The 18,649-nt window shown below is 67.3% G+C and carries 17 protein-coding genes; 11 read left to right on the plus strand and 6 right to left on the minus strand.

What is annotated here, in order from left to right; genetic code table 11:
- Positions 1-10: 10 nt before the first annotated feature.
- Positions 11-511, minus strand: coding sequence for a MarR family winged helix-turn-helix transcriptional regulator (locus ACIBCN_RS13550; protein ID WP_396991782.1), 501 nt, complete (start codon positions 509-511; stop codon positions 11-13).
- 138 nt (positions 512-649) lie between these two features.
- Here ACIBCN_RS13550 and ACIBCN_RS13555 point away from each other — a divergent pair, with 138 nt between their 5' ends.
- The gene (locus ACIBCN_RS13555) at positions 650-1,636 is read left to right on the plus strand and encodes an NAD(P)H-quinone oxidoreductase (RefSeq protein WP_396991783.1); all 987 of its coding nucleotides are present in this window, start codon (positions 650-652) and stop codon (positions 1,634-1,636) included.
- A 203-nt stretch (positions 1,637-1,839) separates the two neighbouring features.
- Here the strand turns inward: ACIBCN_RS13555 and ACIBCN_RS13560 are convergent, their stop codons facing one another.
- Positions 1,840-3,042: a cysteine desulfurase-like protein gene (locus ACIBCN_RS13560; RefSeq protein WP_364726169.1), complete on the minus strand. Its 1,203-nt coding sequence runs from the start codon at positions 3,040-3,042 to the stop codon at positions 1,840-1,842.
- Positions 3,043-3,327: 285 nt separating this feature from the next.
- Here ACIBCN_RS13560 and ACIBCN_RS13565 point away from each other — a divergent pair, with 285 nt between their 5' ends.
- The 6 genes from ACIBCN_RS13565 to ACIBCN_RS13590 all read left to right on the plus strand — a co-directional run bounded on the left by ACIBCN_RS13565 (position 3,328) and on the right by ACIBCN_RS13590 (position 9,140).
- A complete protein-coding gene (locus ACIBCN_RS13565; protein ID WP_396991784.1) occupies positions 3,328-3,933 on the plus strand; it encodes a bacterial proteasome activator family protein in 606 nt (201 codons plus the stop codon).
- 151 nt (positions 3,934-4,084) lie between these two features.
- Positions 4,085-5,044, plus strand: a complete 960-nt coding sequence (locus ACIBCN_RS13570; RefSeq protein WP_396991785.1) for an ABC transporter permease — start codon at positions 4,085-4,087, stop codon at positions 5,042-5,044.
- A 10-nt stretch (positions 5,045-5,054) separates the two neighbouring features.
- Positions 5,055-5,912 (plus strand): ABC transporter ATP-binding protein, encoded by an 858-nt coding sequence (locus tag ACIBCN_RS13575; RefSeq protein WP_396991786.1) that lies wholly within the window; start codon positions 5,055-5,057, stop codon positions 5,910-5,912.
- Positions 5,909-6,862, plus strand: a complete 954-nt coding sequence (locus ACIBCN_RS13580) for a glycosyltransferase (protein WP_396991787.1) — start codon at positions 5,909-5,911, stop codon at positions 6,860-6,862. Before ACIBCN_RS13575 ends, ACIBCN_RS13580 begins: the two co-directional genes overlap by 4 nt.
- Positions 6,863-7,069: 207 nt before the next feature.
- Positions 7,070-8,116: a ribosome small subunit-dependent GTPase A gene (gene rsgA, locus ACIBCN_RS13585; protein ID WP_396991788.1), complete on the plus strand. Its 1,047-nt coding sequence runs from the start codon at positions 7,070-7,072 to the stop codon at positions 8,114-8,116.
- A gap of 151 nt (positions 8,117-8,267) precedes the next feature.
- On the plus strand, positions 8,268-9,140 hold the full coding sequence (locus tag ACIBCN_RS13590) for an SDR family oxidoreductase (RefSeq protein ID WP_396991789.1): 873 nt from the start codon (positions 8,268-8,270) through the stop codon (positions 9,138-9,140).
- A 57-nt stretch (positions 9,141-9,197) separates the two neighbouring features.
- Here ACIBCN_RS13590 and ACIBCN_RS13595 read toward each other — a convergent pair whose 3' ends face one another.
- Together ACIBCN_RS13595 and ACIBCN_RS13600 are read right to left on the minus strand one after the other, a co-directional pair.
- A complete protein-coding gene (locus tag ACIBCN_RS13595) occupies positions 9,198-11,111 on the minus strand; it encodes a glycosyltransferase (RefSeq protein ID WP_396991790.1) in 1,914 nt (637 codons plus the stop codon).
- Between the two features lie 124 nt (positions 11,112-11,235).
- Entirely contained in the window at positions 11,236-11,781 is a 546-nt protein-coding gene (locus tag ACIBCN_RS13600) for a GtrA family protein (protein WP_396991791.1), read from the minus strand.
- A gap of 225 nt (positions 11,782-12,006) precedes the next feature.
- On the opposite strand from ACIBCN_RS13600, the gene ACIBCN_RS13605 reads away from it, so the two are divergent.
- Both ACIBCN_RS13605 and ACIBCN_RS13610 read left to right on the plus strand, forming a co-directional pair.
- Positions 12,007-12,999 (plus strand): glycosyltransferase, encoded by a 993-nt coding sequence (locus ACIBCN_RS13605; protein ID WP_396991792.1) that lies wholly within the window; start codon positions 12,007-12,009, stop codon positions 12,997-12,999.
- Positions 12,996-14,585, plus strand: a complete 1,590-nt coding sequence (locus ACIBCN_RS13610) for a DUF2142 domain-containing protein (RefSeq protein WP_396991793.1) — start codon at positions 12,996-12,998, stop codon at positions 14,583-14,585. Before ACIBCN_RS13605 ends, ACIBCN_RS13610 begins: the two co-directional genes overlap by 4 nt.
- Here the strand turns inward: ACIBCN_RS13610 and rfbB are convergent.
- On the minus strand, positions 14,582-15,586 hold the full coding sequence (rfbB, locus tag ACIBCN_RS13615) for a dTDP-glucose 4,6-dehydratase (protein ID WP_396991794.1): 1,005 nt from the start codon (positions 15,584-15,586) through the stop codon (positions 14,582-14,584). The two genes, ACIBCN_RS13610 and rfbB, sit on opposite strands and share 4 nt — an antisense overlap.
- 303 nt (positions 15,587-15,889) lie before the next feature.
- Here rfbB and ACIBCN_RS13620 point away from each other — a divergent pair, with 303 nt between their 5' ends.
- Positions 15,890-16,600, plus strand: coding sequence for a hypothetical protein (locus ACIBCN_RS13620; protein WP_396991795.1), 711 nt, complete (start codon positions 15,890-15,892; stop codon positions 16,598-16,600).
- A 174-nt stretch (positions 16,601-16,774) separates the two neighbouring features.
- Complete coding sequence (locus ACIBCN_RS13625; RefSeq protein ID WP_396991796.1) at positions 16,775-17,494, plus strand: hypothetical protein; 720 nt, start codon at positions 16,775-16,777, stop codon at positions 17,492-17,494.
- A gap of 135 nt (positions 17,495-17,629) precedes the next feature.
- Here the strand turns inward: ACIBCN_RS13625 and ACIBCN_RS13630 are convergent, their stop codons facing one another.
- The gene (locus tag ACIBCN_RS13630) at positions 17,630-18,622 is read right to left on the minus strand and encodes an alpha/beta hydrolase (RefSeq protein ID WP_396991797.1); all 993 of its coding nucleotides are present in this window, start codon (positions 18,620-18,622) and stop codon (positions 17,630-17,632) included.
- Positions 18,623-18,649 lie beyond the last annotated feature (27 nt).

An 18,649-nucleotide genomic window follows, 5' to 3' on the forward strand; every position in this document is an offset into this window, starting at 1 on the left:
AGCGGACGGCTCAGGCGGGTCGCGTTCCGATTTCCTGATCGATGCGGGCGAAGACTTCGGCGATGACTTCGAGCTGGTGCGGGGTGAGCAGGTCGACGAAGTCGCGGCGGACGGCCTCGACGTGGCCGGGGGCGGCGGCTTCGAGGCGGCGCAGGCCCTCGTCGGTGAGCTCTGCGAGGACGCCGCGGCCATCCTCGAGGCAGGTGTTGCGGCGCACCATGCGCTCGCCTTCCAGGCGGCGGATCTGGTGGGTGAGGCGGCTCCGCGAGGAGAGCACGCCGTCGGCTAGCTCGCTCATCCGCAGCGCGCGACCGGGGGCTTCGGACAGCAGCACCAGGATGCGGTATTCGGCGACGCTCAGATCGCTGTCGCGCTGTAACTGCCGGTTCAAGGTGGCCATCAGACGCTGGTGCCCGTCCATATAGGCCCGCCAGGCCCGTTGCTGCGCCGGCGTGAGCCACCTCGGCTCGGCTGCCACGGGACTGCTCGGTTCGGAATGCACGCCCCTCATTCTATGTCGCTCCCAACTGCGGAAACGCGCTGTGGGGAAAGACGTATCAGTCGGCCGAAGGCGGCGGACCGGATCGGACGGTGCGCTCGCGAGGGGCCCGCGGTTCGCGGCGGGGTGTCCGGGGGCAGTATGGAGTTCGTGCGTGCGATCAAGGTGAATGGTTCCACCGGGCCCGACGCGATGGTGTGGGCGGACGCTCCGGATCCGGTGCCGGGGCATGGCGAGGTGCTGATCGAGGTGGCCGCCGCCGGGGTGAACCGGGCCGACCTGATGCAACGTCAAGGGCTGTACCCGCCGCCGCCAGGCGCCAGCGAGGTGATCGGCCTGGAGTGTTCCGGTGTGATCGCCGAGCTCGGCGACGGCGTGCACGACTGGCAGGTCGGGGATCGGGTGTGCGCGCTGCTGTCCGGCGGCGGTTACGCCGAAAAGGTGGTCGCGCCCGCCACGCAGCTGCTGCCGGTACCGGAGGGCCTCGACCTTGGCGCGGCCGCCGGGCTGCCCGAGGTGGCGGCGACGGTCTGGTCGAACCTGGTGATGACGGCGGGGCTGCGGTCGGGCCAGCTGCTGTTGATCCACGGCGGCGGCAGCGGGATCGGCACCCATGCCATCCAGGTGGCGCGCGGCCTCGGCGCTCGGGTCGCGGTCACCGCGGGCTCGGCCGACAAGTTGGCGCGGTGCAAGGAACTCGGCGCGAGCGTGCTGATCAATTACCGCGAGGACGATTTCGTCGACGCGGTGCGGGCCGAGGGCGGCGCCGACGTCATCTTCGACAACATGGGCGCGGTCTACCTGTCCCGCAATGTCGACGCACTGGCGAATTTCGGGCACCTGGTGATCATCGGTATGCAGGGCGGCGTCAACGGTGAGCTGAATGTCGCTGCGCTGCTGCGTAAGTGGGGTACCGTGCACGCCACCAACGTGCGCAACCGCCCGGCCACCGGACACGGCAGCAAGGCCGAGATCATCGCCGACGTGCGCCGCAACCTGTGGCCGTTGGTCGCCGACGGCGCCGTCGCACCGGTCATTCACGCGGAAGTGCCGATCGCCGAGGCGGGCGAGGCGCACCGGCTGCTGGAATCCGGCGAAGCCTTCGGCAAAGTCGTGCTGCGCGTACAGGATCTCTGACCGCGCACGAATCAGCCTGGCGCGCACCACATTGCCAGCCGCACGAGAATCGATGCGCGACACACGGGCCCTGCCGCGAACAAGTCGGCACGGCAGCGATCTCGGTGCCGCGCACGAATTGACATGGCGCGCAGTGAATTGCCGACTATTTCGAGCGCGGCAGGAGATTCATTGCGCGGGAGTGACATCCGAGCGCGGGGGACCTACTCCAAGGCGGCGAGGGCGCGGCCGAGCTGGTCGATTTCGAACTTGGTGGTGTAGGGAGCCAGGCCGATGGTGACCGCGCCGCCTTCGTCGTTGACGCCGAGCGCGTCCAGCAGGCGGCTGCCGCCGTGTACTCCGCTGAGCGTGCCGATGCGGTTGTCGGCGAGCTTGGCGGCGACCTTCTCGGCCTGCATGCCCGCGAGAGTGAAACTGACGGTGGGGATTCGGGTGGAGGCGCGGCCGATCACGGTCAGGTTCGGGATCTTGTCCAGCACATCCATCAGGTGCTCGAACAGCTGATCGTGGTAGTCCTGCAGCGAGGTGATCGACATTTCCAGCCGCTGGCGCCTGCTGCCACGGGCCCGCTCGTCGAGTCCGGCGAGGAAGTCGATCGAGGTGGTCAGCCCGGCGAGCAGGGCGTATTGGTGACCGCCGACCTCGAGCCGCTCGGCGCCCTTGGCGTACGGGTTCAACGACATCGACGGAATCCGGTCGAGGAAGGCCGGATCGCGGAATACCAGCGCGCCGATCTGCGGGCCGCCCCAGGCGGGCGCGCTGAGCGCGACCACGTCGGCGTTGAGTTCGTCGATGTCGATGAGTGCGTAGGGCGCGGCGCCGAACGCGTCCGCGACGAGCAGGCCGCCCACCTCGTGCACCCGGTCGGCGGCCACCCGGACCGCGGGCGCGGAGCCGACGATCGGCGAGGCGGCGGTGAGCGCGACCAGGCGCGCGGTGGGCCCGATCAACTCCTCGAACTGCCAGGACGGCATCTCGCAGGTTTCGATCTCCACCTCGGCCCAGCGCACGTGCGCGCCGTACCTGTTGGCGATCCGCAACCACGGAGCGACATTCGCCTCGTCATCCAGCCGGGACAACACGATGCCGGTGCCGAGCCCGAGCCGCGAGCTCAACGACTCGGCCAGCCAGGCGAGCAGCACGGCCCGATCCGGGCCGAGCACAACGCCCGCCGGATCGCCGCCGACCAGATCCGCCACCGCCTCGCGGGCCGCGTCCAGAATGGCGGCGCTGCGCACCGCGGCACCATTGCGACCGATATGCGAAAAAGACGAAGTTCGGAATCCTGTTGAGACGGCGCGAGATACCGCATCGGGCACCAGCATGCCCGCTTGCGGGTCGAGATGAATCCAGCCGTCGCCGAGGGACGGTATCAGGCCCCGAACCCTCGCGACGTCGTAAGTCATGTTGGCCACTCTAAGGGCAGCGGGCGAGCCTGTGTAACCGCGTTCCCCTCCGCTTCATAGCGGGGGCACAGCGACCTGGGACTCAGCATGGCAACCGACTTTCAGCAAATCCGAACCACACGACCCGAACAGAATAGAACGCCACCGGGTCGCCATGCGCGGCCTCGGGCATTCACGCTCGCAAGCGCTCCAAGAGTACCGGAGCAACCTGGTCGCAGCCGGTTATCCACAGACCGGTGAACACCGGCTTAGCGCGTTCGGGAACGACGCGACATGATAGGGACCATGACGCAATCGGATGAGGCCCCGGACCACATCGTCGTTGTCGGACCGGACGGCCGCCCGTTGGTCATCCCGGCGGAGGCCGCGGCGGACGCGCCCTTCACCGCGCAGGTGGTGACCGACGAGGACAAGAAGGACGAGTCGGACGACAGGGACGATGCCGGCGAATCGCTCGCGGACATGGTCGAGCAGCCCGCGAAGGTCATGCGCATCGGCACCATGATCAAGCAGCTGCTCGAAGAGGTGCGCGCGGCTCCGCTCGACGACGCGAGCCGGGCCAGGCTGAAGGAGATCCACAAGTCGTCGGTGCGCGAGCTGGAACAGGGCCTGGCCCCGGAACTGCGCGCCGAGCTCGAGCGGCTCACGCTGCCGTTCACCGACGAGGAGATTCCGTCCGACGCCGAGCTGCGGATCGCGCAGGCGCAACTGGTCGGCTGGCTGGAGGGCCTGTTCCACGGCATCCAGACCGCGCTGTTCGCGCAGCAGATGGCCGCGCGGCAACAACTGGAGCAGATGCGCCAGGGCGCGCTGCCGCCCGGCATCCACGCGGGCGATCCCCGCGGCGGTCCGGCCAACCATGTGACCGGCGGCTCCGGGCAGTATCTGTGAGGTGCTGACCCGCGTCCACGCGGGTCGATAGGAATATCCAAGGGTAGTGTCGAGCACCGTGCCCGCCGCTGCCGCCCGCCCCGACTCGGACATGGGTTCGGGGCGTCCTGAAGAGAGCTCAGTGCGTTCAGATGACAGCTCAGATGAATCCGTGCGCTCGGAGGACGATCCCTCCGACGACAGCGCGGTGCGCGCCGATGACAGCGCGGCGGAAGAGGATCAGGTGACCCCAAGCGAGACCTCGACGGCGACCGCGCTCGCCGAACCCGTGGATACCGAACCGCTCCCGTCGGATTCGCTGACCTACCGGCGGGCGTTCAAGGACTTCCGCGTCGGTTTCGGGCAGCGGGAACTATGGTTGTCGCTCGGCTGGCAGGACATCAAACAGCGGTACCGGCGCTCGGTGCTCGGGCCGTTCTGGATCACCATCGCGACCGGTGTGCAGGCCGCGGCGATCGGCCTGCTGTACTCCGCGCTACTGAACCAGCCGATCAAGGACTACCTGCCCTATGTGGCGATCGGCATCATCGTCTGGAATGTGATCAACGCGAGCATTCTCGAGGGTGCCGATGTATTCATCGCCAACGAGGGGCTGATCAAACAGTTGCCCTCGGCGTTGAGCGTGCACGTCTATCGCCTGGTCTGGCGGCAGCTGCTGTTCTTCGCGCACAATCTGGTGATCTATTTCGTGGTGCTCGTCGTGTTCGGTGTCTGGGAGAAACTGCAATGGACCGCGATTCTCGCCATTCCCGGGCTCGGGCTGCTCTTCCTCAACGCGATGTGGGTATCGATCGTGTTCGGCATCTTCAGCACCCGATACCGCGATATCGCGCCGATTCTCGGCAGCCTGACGCTGATGCTGTTCGTGCTGACCCCGGTGATGTGGAGCACGAAAAGCCTGACGTCGCAGGGTGGTGCGGTCGGTGACCGCGCGAAGCTGGCCGAGATCGTCCCGACGTTCCACTATCTGGAGATCATTCGCGCACCCTTGCTCGGCGAGGACCAGCATCTGTATCACTGGGTGATCGTCGGCTCGATCACCGTGGTCGGCTGGCTGGTGGCGATCTTCGCGATGAAGCAGTTCCGCTCGCGCGTGCCGTACTGGGTTTAGGAGGGGATCGATGACCGACCATGTGAGTATCGAAACCCGCCACGCCTGGGTCGAATTCCCGATCTTCGACGCCAAGTCGCGGTCGCTGAAGAAAGCGTTCCTCGGCAAGGCGGGCGGCGCGATCGGGCGCAACCAATCCGATGTCGTTGTCGTCGAGGCGTTGAACGACATCACCTTGTCGCTGAAGGAAGGCGACCGCGTCGGCCTGGTCGGGCACAACGGCGCGGGCAAATCGACCCTGCTGCGGCTGCTCGCGGGCATTTACGAACCCACCAGGGGCAGCGCCCGCATCCGCGGCCGGGTCGCGCCGGTCTTCGACCTCGGGGTCGGCATGGACCCGGAGATCTCCGGCTACGAGAACATCATCATCCGCGGCCTTTTCCTCGGGCAGACGCGCAAGTCCATGCTGGCCAAGATGGACGAGATCGCCGATTTCACCGATCTCGAGGAATACCTGTACATGCCGCTGCGCACCTATTCGACGGGCATGCGGGTACGCCTGGCGATGGGCGTGGTGACCTCGATCGACCCGGAGATCCTGCTGCTGGACGAGGGCATCGGCGCGGTGGACGCCGAATTCATGAAGAAGGCCCGGCTGCGCCTGCAGAAATTGGTGGCTCGATCGGGCATCCTGGTATTCGCCAGCCATTCCAACGAATTTCTCGCGCAACTCTGCGATTCCGCGCTGTGGATCGATCACGGACGGATCCGGCAGCGCGGCGGTATCGAAGAAGTGGTGCGCGCGTACGAAGGTCCGGACGCGGGCAATCACGTCGCGACCGTGTTGCGAGAGCTGGCGGCCGAACGCGAATTAGAAGCCGAACAGACCGTGGGAACCGAACAAGAACTGGAGCGGAACAAGGCATGAGTGAGCCGAGCTCCAGTGCAGCCGAGACGTACGCGCCAACGGGGACCGGGCCCGAGGCTCGCATCGTGGCCGTCGTGGTCACCCACAAGCGCCGCGAGCTGCTCGCTGAATCGCTGAAAGTTATTGCCTCCCAAGCTCGTCCGGTCGATCACCTGATCGTGATCGATAATGCCAACGAGTCCGAGGTCGCCGACCTGGTGCGCGATCAGCCGATCGAGTCCACCTACCTCGGCTCGGCGCACAACCTCGGCGGCGCGGGCGGTTTCGCGCTCGGCATGCTGCACGCGCTGAGTCTCGGCGCGGACTGGGTCTGGCTTGCCGACGACGACGGCCGCCCCGAAGGGCCGGAAGTCCTTGCCACCCTGCTGGATTGCGCGCAGCGGCACGGGCTCGTCGAGGTGTCGCCGGTGGTCTGCGACATCAACGAACCCGACCAGCTCGCCTTCCCGCTGCGCCGCGGGGTGGTCTGGCGGCGGCTGCGTTCCGAACTCGGCGACGAGGACTTCCTGCCGGGCATCGCTTCGCTCTTCAACGGCGCCCTGATCTCCGCCAAGGCCGTCGATGTGATCGGCGTGCCCGACCTGCGCCTGTTCGTGCGGGGCGACGAGGTCGAGGTGCACCGCAGGCTGGTCCGCTCCGGGCTGCCCTTCGGTACCTGTCTGCAGACCGCGTACCTGCACCCCAACGGCGCCGCCGAATTCAAGCCGATCCTCGGCGGGCGCATGCACACCCAGTACCCGGACGACCCGATCAAGCGGTACTTCACCTATCGCAACCGCGGGTACCTGATGTCCCAGCCCGGCATGCGCAAGCTGCTGCCCCAGGAATGGGTCCGCTTCTCCTGGTTCTTCCTCGTCACCCGCCGCGACCCGGCCGGCCTGCGCGAATGGTTCCACCTGCGCTCCCTCGGCCGGCACGAGCAATTCGGCAAACCCGACCAGCGCCCCTAGCGACAAATCGGTTGCGTGGGTGCTAGGCCCATGTCAAAGTTGGGACGACTGCGAGAGAGGCGAGGAGGTGTGACCGTGGCTAGGAAACTTCGGATTGTCGTGTCCGGACGAGCTGTGCTCGAGCACGCCGCCACACGGAACGCCACCTCATCCCTCAGTCGCTGAGTCCGCGTTGGGCTCGGTGCCCAACGAAAGATTCCTTCCATCATGGTCGAGAACGACCTTCTTGTTCCTTACGGCTGGACCGAAGCCGTAGCTGATGACTATGCCTCGATGATCGAGGAGAATTGCGTGCCCGCCCGGGTTATCCGGATGGATCGCAGCGAATGTGATGTCGCCACACCGACCGGTGTCACCCGCGCCCGGTGTCCTCGGGCCGATGCCGAGGTCAGCGGGCTGTGCACCGGCGACTGGGTCACGATCGATGCCGAATCGTCTGTGCGGCAGCTGCTTCCGCGACGGTCGGCGATCATGCGGTCGTCGGTGTCCGGCCGGTCGCGGGGTCAGGTGCTCGCCGCCAATGTCGACACGGTGTTGCTCTGCACCGCGGCCGACGCGGACGTCGACCTGGGGCGGATCGAGCGAATGCTCGCGCTGGCCTGGGAGAGCAACGCGCAGCCGATCGTGGTGCTGACCAAAGCCGATGCGGCAGTGGATATTCCACTTCAGGAAGCGCAGGCCGTCGCGCCCGGTGCGAGGGTGCTCGCGGTGAGCGCGAGCAGCGGTGCCGGGCTGGACGTGCTCGCGGCCATGCTCGACGGAACCGTCGCGCTCATCGGCCCGTCTGGTGCCGGGAAGTCCACCCTCGCCAATGCCCTGCTCGGGCAGGAAGTGTTCGCCACCAGCGCCGTTCGCGCGGCGGACAAGAAGGGGCGGCACACCACGGTGCATCGGGAGCTGCGGCCGCTGCCCAACGGCGGCACACTCATCGACACGCCGGGCCTGCGCGGGATCGGGTTGTGGGACGCCGCCGAAGGCATCGAGAAGACCTTCAGCGATATCGAATCCCTCGTCGCCCGTTGCCGGTTCGGCGACTGCGCGCACAACGGCGAGCCGGGCTGTGCCGTGCTGGCCGCCATCGATAACGGCGAACTCCCCCAGCGGCGCTTCGACAGCTACCGCAAGCTGGCCAAGGAGAACGCCTGGATGGCGGCCCGCACCGACAAGCGCCTGGAAGCCGAGCGCAAACGCGACTGGCGCGCCATCACCAAACAGCAGCGGCAGGGCTATCGGGAACGCGGCTCCCGCCGCTGACGCACCGAGCGGGCGGTACCTGATCGGCGATCAGGTACCGCCCCCGACCACCCTATGCAACCCGTTGCATATGACGAGGGTTTACGCTTATTGTGCACACGGTGGAAGGCTGCGGGGCCTTACCTGCGGCGCTGACGACAGGAGCAGGTCAATGACGGAATCGGGATCCAAGCCGCTCGCGGGCCGGACGCTGATCATGTCCGGCGGCAGCCGGGGCATCGGGCTGGAGATCGCCAAGCGGGCCGCGGCCGACGGCGCGAACATCACGCTGATCGCCAAGACCGATCTGCCGCATCCCAAGCTTCCCGGCACCATCCATACCGCGGCGGCGGAGCTCGAGGCGGCGGGCGCCCAGGTGCTGCCGTTCGTCGGCGACGTGCGCATCGATGAGTCGGTGGCCGAGGCCGTGCGGCAGACGGTCGAGCGGTTCGGCGGCATCGACATCGTGGTGAACAACGCCTCGGCGATCGATCTGTCGCCCACCGACGCGCTGGCGATGAAGAAGTACGACCTGATGCAGGACATCAACACCAGGGGCAGCTTCCTGCTGTCCAAGCTGAGCATCCCGCACCTGCGCGAATCGGCGGCGGCCGACCGCAATCCGCACATCCTCACCCTGTCCCCGCCGCTCAACCTCAACCCGAGGTGGGCGGGCATGGCACTGGGCTACACCATCGCCAAGTACGGAATGTCGCTCACCACACTGGGTTTGGCGGAGGAACTGAAGGGCGATGGCATCGGCGTCAACTCGCTGTGGCCGCGCACCACCATCGCCACCGCCGCGGTGCAGAACCTGCTCGGCGGCGAGGAGATGATCGCTACCTCGCGCACCCCCGACATCTACGCCGACGCCGCCTACCTGGTGCTCACGTCACCGGCCAAATCGACCTCGGGCAACTTCTTCATCGATGACGATGTCCTTGCCGCGCACGGCATCACGGATCTCGAGCAGTACCGGGTCGTGCCGGGCGACGGCAAGCTCACCACCGACCTCTTCCTGGACGACTCGCCGCTCGGCAGGTAGTACCGACCCGCAAAGGGGACGGGCAAGCTTTGCCCGTCCCCTTTGCTGTGTGCGAAATCAGTTGGCGGGCTTGGTATTCGTGATGCCGTACAGGCGTTCCCAGTTGGCCCGGCTGGTCAGCTCGGGCACCGCGGCGCGGTATTCCTGCTGCAGGGCGGGCAGTTCGTTGCGGAGCCGACGCAGCACCTGGATGGTGCGGCGCAGCAGCTGACGGGCCCGTGCCTTGTCCCGCTGCCGGACCCGGACGCCGGACTGTGAGGCGTCGGTGACCACCACGTGGTCGAACAGCGAAACATGCCACCAGTACGCGTCTTCGCGGGTGACGCCGATGACGCCGTGCTGGGTGCGACCGAACCACTGGTTGATGGCCCGCTTGATCAGCACCAGCACGGGACGGCTCGGTTCGCCGGTGGCACGGCGCAATTGGATGTCACCGGATCGCACCGGCGGCGTGGACGCCGGGTGCTTGATCGTCTCGGCGTAGTCGGCCCTGGTGCCGCGGGCGGCGGCCAGCGCGTCGATGCCGCCGTCCTGCAACACCTTCGGTCCCTTAAGGAAGTCCTCGATGCCCTGCAATGTGGTGTGCACCAGGCCGTACTGCATGGCGACCAGCTGCTCGGACAGCTCGCGGAACAGCTTGCGGGTGATCGCCTTCGCGTCCAGATCGGTGTGCAGCGAGCCGACGATCAACGAGTTGCGCGTGCTGAAGTAGCGCGCCCAGTCGTCGTAGTCCTTCCAGTAGAAGTCCGCGTGCCACACCGCCGCGTTGGGCAGGGTGACCGTGACGAAGCCGTTCTCGCGGGCCCGGATGCCGTATTCGACGTCGTCCCACTGGAAGAAGATCGGCACCGGCAGCCCGATCTTGGCGACCACCTCGGCCGGGATCAGGCAGGTCCACCAGGCGTTGTAGCCCGCGTCGACGCGCCGCTCCTGGTTCTTCTTCAGCATGCTGGTGTTGCGCAACGCCTTCGGCACCTTCTGCCCGTGCCGCAGCTGCTGCAGATGCACCTCTTCGGCGCCGACATTGAGGTAGTCGGGGTTGAGCAGGAACAGCATCTGCGCGCCGACCAGGGTCGGCTCCACCGTCATGTTGGCGAAGGCGTTGAGCCGCAACACCGTTTCCGGCTCGCAGAGGATGTCGTCGTCCATCAGGATGACGTCGGCGTGCTCGTTGGCCGCGGACACCTCGTAGAGGCCGCGGGTAAAGCCGCCCGCCCCACCGAGATTGGGCTGGCGGATGTAGCGCAGCTTGTCGCCGAAGACCGGCGCGACCTCTTGGTAGCGCGGCCGGTTCTGCACCAGATCGGTGCCCTGGTCCACCACGTACACCGCGTCGATCGCGGCGAGCACGACCTCGTCGGAGGCCAACGCCGCGACGGTGTGCGCGCAGTCCTCGGCCCGGTTGAAGGTGCAGATGGCGATCGCGACCGGACGCATGTGGTCCGGCGCGGCGGTGGTCCAGCTGACCTCGGTAATGCCGAGGTCGCCGCCGATGGCGTCGAATTCGAGCCAGATCGCGCCGCCGTCGACGTACTGATCCAGCGGCGCGGCGAGCGTCAGCGGGCCGCTCTCGGTGACCTGCGCGGTGTCGATGATCCGGCGATGCCCCGCGATGTCGGAGGCGACCAGGCGGGCCCATGCCTTCTTGGTCACGTCTAGCGCCATGGTCACCCGCACCTCGGTGACGGTGGTCCAGCGCTGCCAGTAGCTCGCGGCGAAGCGGCCGAAGTAGGTGTTGGTGTGTGCGGCGGTCCCCTTCTCCAGCCGCAGCACCTGGCGTTCCCGGTGCGCGCGACCCTTGACGACGGCATACAGCTCGTCGCTCACCTTCGCCGACGGGCCGGTGAAGATGCCGCGCTGCAGCACCAGCCGATCCGGCGCCAGGTGGTCGGAGCGCAGCGAGGCCGGGGCGACAACGGCCGGCGCTCGATCGTTCGTTTCGGTCACGGCTTGGGTAGCCGACTGATCCATGAAGTCCTCGAAATCGTTATCGTGCCGGACGGGACAGACTGCCCCTGGATGCCGTTCGCGGCGGGGGTGAGGATATCAACCAGCGTAGCTAGCTGCCTGTTCAGTGGTGGTGCCGACGTGTCTTTTACGGTTGCCGAACGTTCGCTGAAGTCTCGGTATCGGCCGCGTCCACCGGCGCACGAGCACCGGTGAAGACGAACTTGTCGTAGGCCCAGTAGCGGAAGATCACGGCCACGATCTGGCCGATGAGCGTGCCGGAGATGTTGTCCGACAGCGGCGAAGACAGGTCGAGCACGTACCGGGAGAAGCCGAGGCAACCCAGTTGCAGGCCGATCGCGACGACATTGAAGACCGCGTAGAGAAGGTATTCGCGCCCGGGATTGTCCGTCTTCTTGTGCGCGAAGGTCCACCACTTGTTCCCGAAGTAGGTGACCACCGTCGCCACCGCGATCGCGATGATCTTGGCGGGCAATGGGTAGTGATAGAGCACCCCCTCGCCACCCCAGAACACCAGGAGGTTGTATGTGCCCGCGTCGACCAGGAAGCCGAGCGCCCCGACCACCAGGAACGCGCTGCCCTGCCGCAGCGCGGTGAGCACCTTGCGGACAATCGATGCTTCGGCGGGCGGCGCGGTCTCGCCCGGCCGCGCGGTCGACTCACTGGTTGGCACGGCCCGACGGTACCGCAGCCCGCGTGCGTCGTGGCCCGGCCGAAAATTCCGCCCACGACGTGGTGCGGTCGGCCACGCGTCGACGGTGAGTTGCTCGTGTCCGACTTGGCGGCGTTCGCGGCCCCTACGTGGTTACCCAAGCTGCCGCCTCCGGGCCAACGCTCGCGCCGCCGTGTACCCTCCCGGTGTTCCCACATTCACCACCGATCGCGAGGATTGACCCGGGTGGACTCCACCGAGCTTCGTATTGCCGCCGTGGTGCCGTGCCACAACGAAGAAGCGTCCGTCGCCAAGGTCGTGGCCGACCTGCAGGCCGCCGTGCCGGGGATCGTCGTTTACGTCTACGACAATCTGAGCACCGACCAGACGGCCGAGCGCGCCCGCACCGCCGGGGCGATCGTGCGCCACGAGTACACCAAGGGCAAGGGCAATGTGGTCCGTCGCGCCTTCGCCGACATCGAGGCCGATGTCTATCTGATGATCGACGGCGACGACACCTACGAGGCGTCGGCCGCGCCGCTGATGATCAAGACGCTGCTGGACGGTCCGTACGACCACGTGCTCGGCGTGCGCAGGCAGGACGAGAGCGGCTCGGCCTACCGCGCCGGTCACGAGACCGGTAACAAGGTGCTCAACGGCGTGGTCGGCAAGGTGTTCGGCGAGAACGTCGAAGACATGCTGAGCGGCTTCCGGGTGTTCTCCCGCCGCTTCGTGAAGAGCTTCCCCGCGGTCTCCCGCGAGTTCGAGATCGAGACCGAGCTGACGGTGCACTCGCTGCACCTGCGGGTGCCGCGGACCGCGGTGCCGGTCGACTTCCGGGACCGCCCGGCGGGCAGCGAGAGCAAGCTGCGCACCTATCACGACGGTCTCAAGATCCTGGCGCTGATCATCGGCCTGGCCAGGCACGAGCGGCCGGTGCTGTTCTACGGCCTGTTCGGCACGCTGAGCTGGCTGGTGTCGATCGTGCTGAGCATCCCGATCGTCGTCGAGTTCTACAACACCGGCACGGTGCCCCGGTTCCCGACGCTGTTCCTCGCCTTCACCCTGCTGCTGCTCGGCAGCCTGGCCTGGACCGCGGGCCTGATCCTGGACGGCATCCGGCGCTCGCGGCACGAGGCCGCGCGGCTGGTGTATCTGCGCTACTCCGCGGTGAGCGCGGACGACTTTCATCCGAACGGCAACGGCGGTGACGCCCGCACCGGCGGAGCCGGACGGTGACCGCCTCGGCGGAACGAGCCACGACCGAAGACCGCGAATCGACTCCGGCACCGACGCCGGCCGAGACGGCCCCCGTCTCGGCCAACGGCAATGGTGCGGCGAAGTCGGTGTCGGTCAAGACTTCTGACGGCTCGCCGACCGGGTTCGCCGGCCGCGCCGTGACGCGTTTCGGCGGGGCGACGATCGCCTTCACGGTGCTCGTCGCGATCTTCGGCGGCCTGTTCACCTACCTCACGCCCGCCTTCTGGGGCCATGACGAGATCACCCAGTTCGGCCGCGCCTATCAGGTCGCGCACGGCGGACTGCTGCCGCAGCAGATTCACGACGATCGCGGGGTCGCCTACGGCGGCGACGTTCCGAAGAGCATCACCGCCCTGATGGGCTACGCGCTGCGGGACTACACGACCAACCCCGAAGAGCCCGGCTCGATGGTCGAGGACCCTGGCGCGTACGACCGGCTCGGCGGCGCCGCGGTATCCGACGCCACCGAGCCCGTCTGGTTCACCAACACCGCCGCCTACTCGCCGGTGCCGTATATCCCTGCCGCCGTTGGCATTCGGCTTGCCGAGGCGTTCGGCCTCGACGTCGGTGCGACGATCGCGCTGACCAGGCTCGCCGGGCTGGTCGCCTACCTGACCGTGGTCGGCTTCGGCCTCTACGCGTTGCGCAAGCACCGGGTGCAGTGGCTGGCGTTCACCGTCGCGGTGCTGCCGATCGCGGTGTTCCAGGCGGGCACCGTCACCGCGGACACCATGACCAACGCGCTGGCCATCATGGTGTCGGCGCTGCTGGTGAAGGCGCTGTTCGTCGGCGACCGGCTCGGCCGGGTAGAGACCGGTGCGCTGCTCGCCGCGACGATCCTGCTGCCGGTGAGCAAGCCGACCTACGTGCTGCTGGCGATGCTCGTCGTGCTGGTGCCCGCGGACCGGCTCGGCTTCAGCGGTTGGAAGCGCGGGATCCCCTGGGCCTTCGCGGCGCTGGGTGGGCTGATCTTCGCGGCCTGGATGAAGATCGCGGCGCCTACCGGCGACGGTATGGGCCTGATGCGGCCGGAGCACCAGTGGCATTCGGTGCGGCCGGGCGAGCAGTTGCGCGGGATCCTCACCGACCCAGGGCATTTCATCAACGTATTCGGTGAGAGCATCGCGCTGCGGGACGAGCGGTGGTTCAGCCAGTTCTTCGGCGAGCTCGGCTTCTCCTATATCGACGTGCCCGCCTTGACGATGCTGGCCTGCCTGTTCGCCTTCGCGGTGAGCATCGGTGTCGCGGATCGGATGACCGCCGCCACCTTCCGGCGCACGCTGCTGGTCGCGCTCACCGTGGCGGCGAGTGTGGCGATGATCTATGTGACGCTGTACATGTCGTTCACGCCGGTCGGCTACTACATCATCGACGGCGTGCAGGGCCGCTACTTCGTGCCGCTGGCCATCGTTGCCTTCGCCGTGCTGCTGCGCTGGATGCCGTTGCGGCTCACCAACGTTGCCGGGCGGACCCCGACGGTGGGTCCCGCGGTGACGGTGGTTGTCGCGACGGTGATCGCGCTGATCGGCGCGGTCTGGAAGTACTACGACATCGTCTGGGGCTAGCCGAGGGTCTGCTCACCCGCGGCGACGTAGGCCCGCTCGGTGACGGCTTTGTATGGGCGCCACCAGGATTCGTTGTCGCGGTACCACTGCACGGTGGCGGCGAGGCCGGCCCGGAAGTCGGCGTAGCGCGGGGTCCAGCCGAGTTCGGTGCGCAGCAGCGTCGCGTCGATCGCGTAGCGCTGGTCGTGACCGGGCCGATCGGTGACATGGTCGAAGTCGTCCGGGTCGCGGTCGAAGGCGGCCAGGATCATCCGCACCACGGACTTGTTGTCCAGCTCGCCCTCGGCGCCGATCAGGTAGGTCTGCCCGATCCGGCCGCGGTCCAGGATGTCCCACACGGCGCGGTTGTGGTCGTCGACTTGGATCCAGTCGCGCACCTGATGGCCGGCGCCGTAGAGCCGCGGCCGGACGCCGTCGATCAGGTTGGTGATCTGGCGCGGGATGAACTTCTCCACGTGCTGGTACGGCCCGTAGTTGTTGCTGCAGTTGGACAGCGTGGCGCGCACGCCGAACGAGCGGGTCCAGGCGCGTACCAGCAGGTCACTGGACGCCTTGGTGGCCGAGTACGGGCTGGACGGGTTGTACGGAGTGCGTTCGGTGAACGCGGGCTCGTCGGGCAGGAGATCGCCGTAGACCTCGTCGGTGGAGACATGGTGGTAACGCACGTCGTAGCGGCGCACCGCCTGCAGCAGCGAATAGGTGCCGACAATATTGGTCTGCACGAACGGCCACGGCTCGGCGAGGGAGTTGTCGTTATGTGATTCGGCGGCGAAATGCACTACCGCGTCGACACCGCTGACGAGTTCGTCGACCAGATCCAGATCGGCGATGTCACCGTGCACGAAATCGATGCGGTCGGCCACCGGGTCCAGCGAGGTGCGATTTCCGGCATAGGTCAGCGCGTCCAGCACCGTTACGGTGGTATCCGGACGGTCGGCAACGGTCTGCTTGACGAAGTTGGCCCCGATGAATCCGGCTCCGCCGGTGACAAGCACTCGCACGCCATGACTCTACGTGGATCGTGTGCTCGCGATCGACGCAACACCGGGCGATCTCGGCCGATCCGCCAGAGTTGCGCTCTGTGACCTTGGTCTCATACCCTTCGGTAGATATAGGACGCCCAGTCCGCTTTGCCGCCCAAAACCCTGGCATGCGTGCATATTTCCGCAACCCCACCATGCCATGGGTCTCCTTGGTGAACAAAATTTGAATAAAAGGTCACAACCGGTTCACCGTGCGTTAGCTGGTCTAGATTTCGATCGTCTAGTCCCCTCCGAACGCTTCACATCGAGGTTTTCAACAAAATGCTGATGAGGAAATTCGCCGCGACCTCGGCGCTGCTGATCGCCGCTCTTGGCGTGACCGCTGGCACCGTCAACGCGGCTCCGGCCCCCGAGGCCGATAACGGAGCCGTCAATTTCACGGCGAGCTCCACCCCCACCCAGACCATCGTCTCGACCGACTCCGGCTCCATGGTCGTCGAAGACGGCGCCTTGAAGATCAAGGCTGCCAACGGCACCACCCTCACGGGCACCGAACTGAAGTTCCGCGTGGACGAGTTCGAGTTCCCGATCGCGGCCGACATCGCGGATCACACCGCGACGCTGACCCCGCAGTTCGAAATGGACAAGGCGACCTACAAGCCCGTCGCCCTGCCGTTCGAAGACAAGGCTCCCTGGAAGAGCGAATACGACCGTGAGCAGGCTGCCTTCAACCGCATGAAGGACACCATCGCGATGGGCGCCACCATCGGCACCCTCGTCGGTGGCCTCGGCGGTGCGGCTGTCGGTTGCGTGCTCGGCGGCATCCTTGGCGCCACCGCTGCCGCGGCGACCATCATCGGCATGTTCGGTCCGTTCATTCCGGCCGCCGCGGTGGGCTGCCTCGGCGGCATCATCGCCGTCGGCGCGCTCGGCACCGTCGCGGGCCAGATCCTGATCACCGCCCCGGTTGCCATCGGTGCGGCCATCCAGTACTTCGCGACCACCTCCGGCCCGTTCAACGCGCCGAAGTAAGTCGAGAAGCTCTCTTACACAACTGAATTCGCACAACTGAAGAAGACGAGCCCGGAACCCGCTCGACCGTCCGTCGAGCGGGTTTCCGTTAGCCCGGCCGTGTTACTGATAGTTTGCGACCTCAGTTTCCGGCCCCCACCCCCTGCCAAAAGCACCTGGATGAGGACCAAACAGATGATCATCAAAAAGTTTGCCGCTACCTCGGCCCTGCTCATCGCCTCGATCGGGGTCACCGCGGGCACCGTCAACGCGGCCCCGGCCCCTGAGTCCGGCGACGCCATCAACTTCACCGCCCAGGCCGTGGACTCGACGTCGATCATCAAGACCGACGCGGGCTCCATGGTCGTCGAGGACGGTGTCTTCAAGATCAAGGCCGCCAACGGCACCACCGTCGCGGGCACCCCGCTGAAGTTCCGGGTCGACGAGTTCGAGTTCCCGATCACCGCGGACATCGCCGATCACACCGCGACGCTGACCCCGCAGTTCGAGATGGACAAGGCGACCTACAAGCCCGTCGCCCTGCCGTTCGAGGACAAGGCGCCGTGGAAGAGCGATTACGACCGTGAGCAGGCGGCCTGGAGCCGGATGACCAGCACCATCTCCATGGGTGCCACCATCGGCACCCTGGTCGGCGGCCTCGGCGGCGCGGCCGTCGGTTGCGTGCTCGGCGGCATCCTCGGCGCCACCGCCGCGTCGGCCACCATCATCGGCCTCTTCGGCCCGTTCATCCCCGCCGCGGCCATCGGCTGCCTCGGCGGCATCATCGCCGTCGGCGCCCTCGGCACCGTCGCCGGTCAGATCTTCGTCACCGCCCCGGTCGCGATCGGTGCGGCGATCCAGTACTTCGCCACCCTGGCGCAGCCGTCGGTCCCGGCGCCCGCGCCCGCCAAGTAGGCAACGCGGACAACCGAATACACCGTCGAAACCCCGCTCGGCCGCTGGCCGGGCGGGGTTTCGCTGGTTTCCGACATGCGCGAGCCCCGTCCCGGCCACAAGCGGAACGGGGCTCGCCTGGACAGGCCGGACGGCTTACGCGGTCCGCGCCTGTTGGCCCTCCTCGATGCGAGCACGGACGAAGCGCGACACCCGAGCCAGCGCCGCTCTGCTCTCCGGCAGGTTCGGCGCGATGCTCATGAACGCGTGCACCTGACCGCGCCAGAGCTCCACCGCGTTCGGCACACCCGCCGCGGTGAGCCGCTGCGCCATCAGCTCGCAGTCGTAGCGCAGCACCTCGTCCTCGGCCGCGATCAGCAGCACCGGCGGCAGGCCGGCCAGGATGCCGTTGACCGGTGAAAGCAGCGGATCGAGCTTGCCGTCGATCTCCGCGCCGATGCGAACCACCGCCTCCAGCGCGAGCAGCGGGATGTACGGGTCCTTCCGGACGTTGACGTGCGTTCGCTTGGCCGCGTAGTCCAGATCGAGCAGCGGGCTCAACCCGACCAGCCCGGCGGGCGCGGGCAGGCCGAGCTCGATCGCGCGCAACGCGGTGGCGAAGCTCAGGTAGCCGCCCGCCGAATCACCGGCGAAGACGATCCGGCTCGGATCCGCGCCGTGCCGCAGCAGCCAGCGGTACGCGGTGAGGCAGTCGTCGACCGAATTGGTGATGCGCTTGCTCGGCAGCTGTCGATAGTCGACGTTGACCACCGGAAGGCCGGTACGCCGCGCCAGGCTCGCCGCGACCGGCCGATGGGTACGGAGCCCACAGACCGCGAATCCGCCGCCGTGCATGTACAGCAGGGCACCGTGGCGCAGTGCCCTTGCCGCGCCTGCCGGGCGCAGGATCTCCATCCGGAACCCGTTGAGCGACACCTGCTCCCGGTCGATCCCCTGCGGCTCCGGCCGCAACCTGGCCAGCGCGTCGATGGCCAGCGCGCCGATCGGGATGGTCGCGCGGGTGATCGGTGCGGCGCGCAGGGCGGGCCGGACGACGCCGAGGCAGGCCGCGAGCACCAGCCGCGCAGGGGCACTCAGATTGTCCGGATTCATCACATTGCCGGTCTCGCCGACGCTGGTCGCTGCCATCGCGCACCTACCTCACCCACTGGTGCG

Origin of the sequence: Nocardia sp. NPDC051052 (genome assembly GCF_044456045.1) — a bacterium.
Classification (GTDB): domain Bacteria; phylum Actinomycetota; class Actinomycetes; order Mycobacteriales; family Mycobacteriaceae; genus Nocardia.

Excerpts from the sequence above, each read along its gene's own strand:
- ACIBCN_RS13550 (WP_396991782.1), bottom strand. The coding sequence starts at position 511 with ATGAGGGGCGTGCATTCCGAACCGAGCAGTCCCGTGGCAGCCGAGCCG.
- ACIBCN_RS13560 (WP_364726169.1), bottom strand. The coding sequence starts at position 3,042 with ATGACTTACGACGTCGCGAGGGTTCGGGGCCTGATACCGTCCCTCGGC.
- ACIBCN_RS13565 (WP_396991784.1), top strand. The coding sequence starts at position 3,328 with ATGACGCAATCGGATGAGGCCCCGGACCACATCGTCGTTGTCGGACCG.
- ACIBCN_RS13575 (WP_396991786.1), top strand. The coding sequence starts at position 5,055 with ATGACCGACCATGTGAGTATCGAAACCCGCCACGCCTGGGTCGAATTC.
- ACIBCN_RS13580 (WP_396991787.1), top strand. The coding sequence starts at position 5,909 with ATGAGTGAGCCGAGCTCCAGTGCAGCCGAGACGTACGCGCCAACGGGG.
- rsgA (WP_396991788.1), top strand. The coding sequence starts at position 7,070 with ATGGTCGAGAACGACCTTCTTGTTCCTTACGGCTGGACCGAAGCCGTA.
- ACIBCN_RS13590 (WP_396991789.1), top strand. The coding sequence starts at position 8,268 with ATGACGGAATCGGGATCCAAGCCGCTCGCGGGCCGGACGCTGATCATG.
- ACIBCN_RS13595 (WP_396991790.1), bottom strand. The coding sequence starts at position 11,111 with ATGGATCAGTCGGCTACCCAAGCCGTGACCGAAACGAACGATCGAGCG.
- ACIBCN_RS13620 (WP_396991795.1), top strand. The coding sequence starts at position 15,890 with ATGCTGATGAGGAAATTCGCCGCGACCTCGGCGCTGCTGATCGCCGCT.
- ACIBCN_RS13625 (WP_396991796.1), top strand. The coding sequence starts at position 16,775 with ATGATCATCAAAAAGTTTGCCGCTACCTCGGCCCTGCTCATCGCCTCG.
- ACIBCN_RS13630 (WP_396991797.1), bottom strand. The coding sequence starts at position 18,622 with ATGGCAGCGACCAGCGTCGGCGAGACCGGCAATGTGATGAATCCGGAC.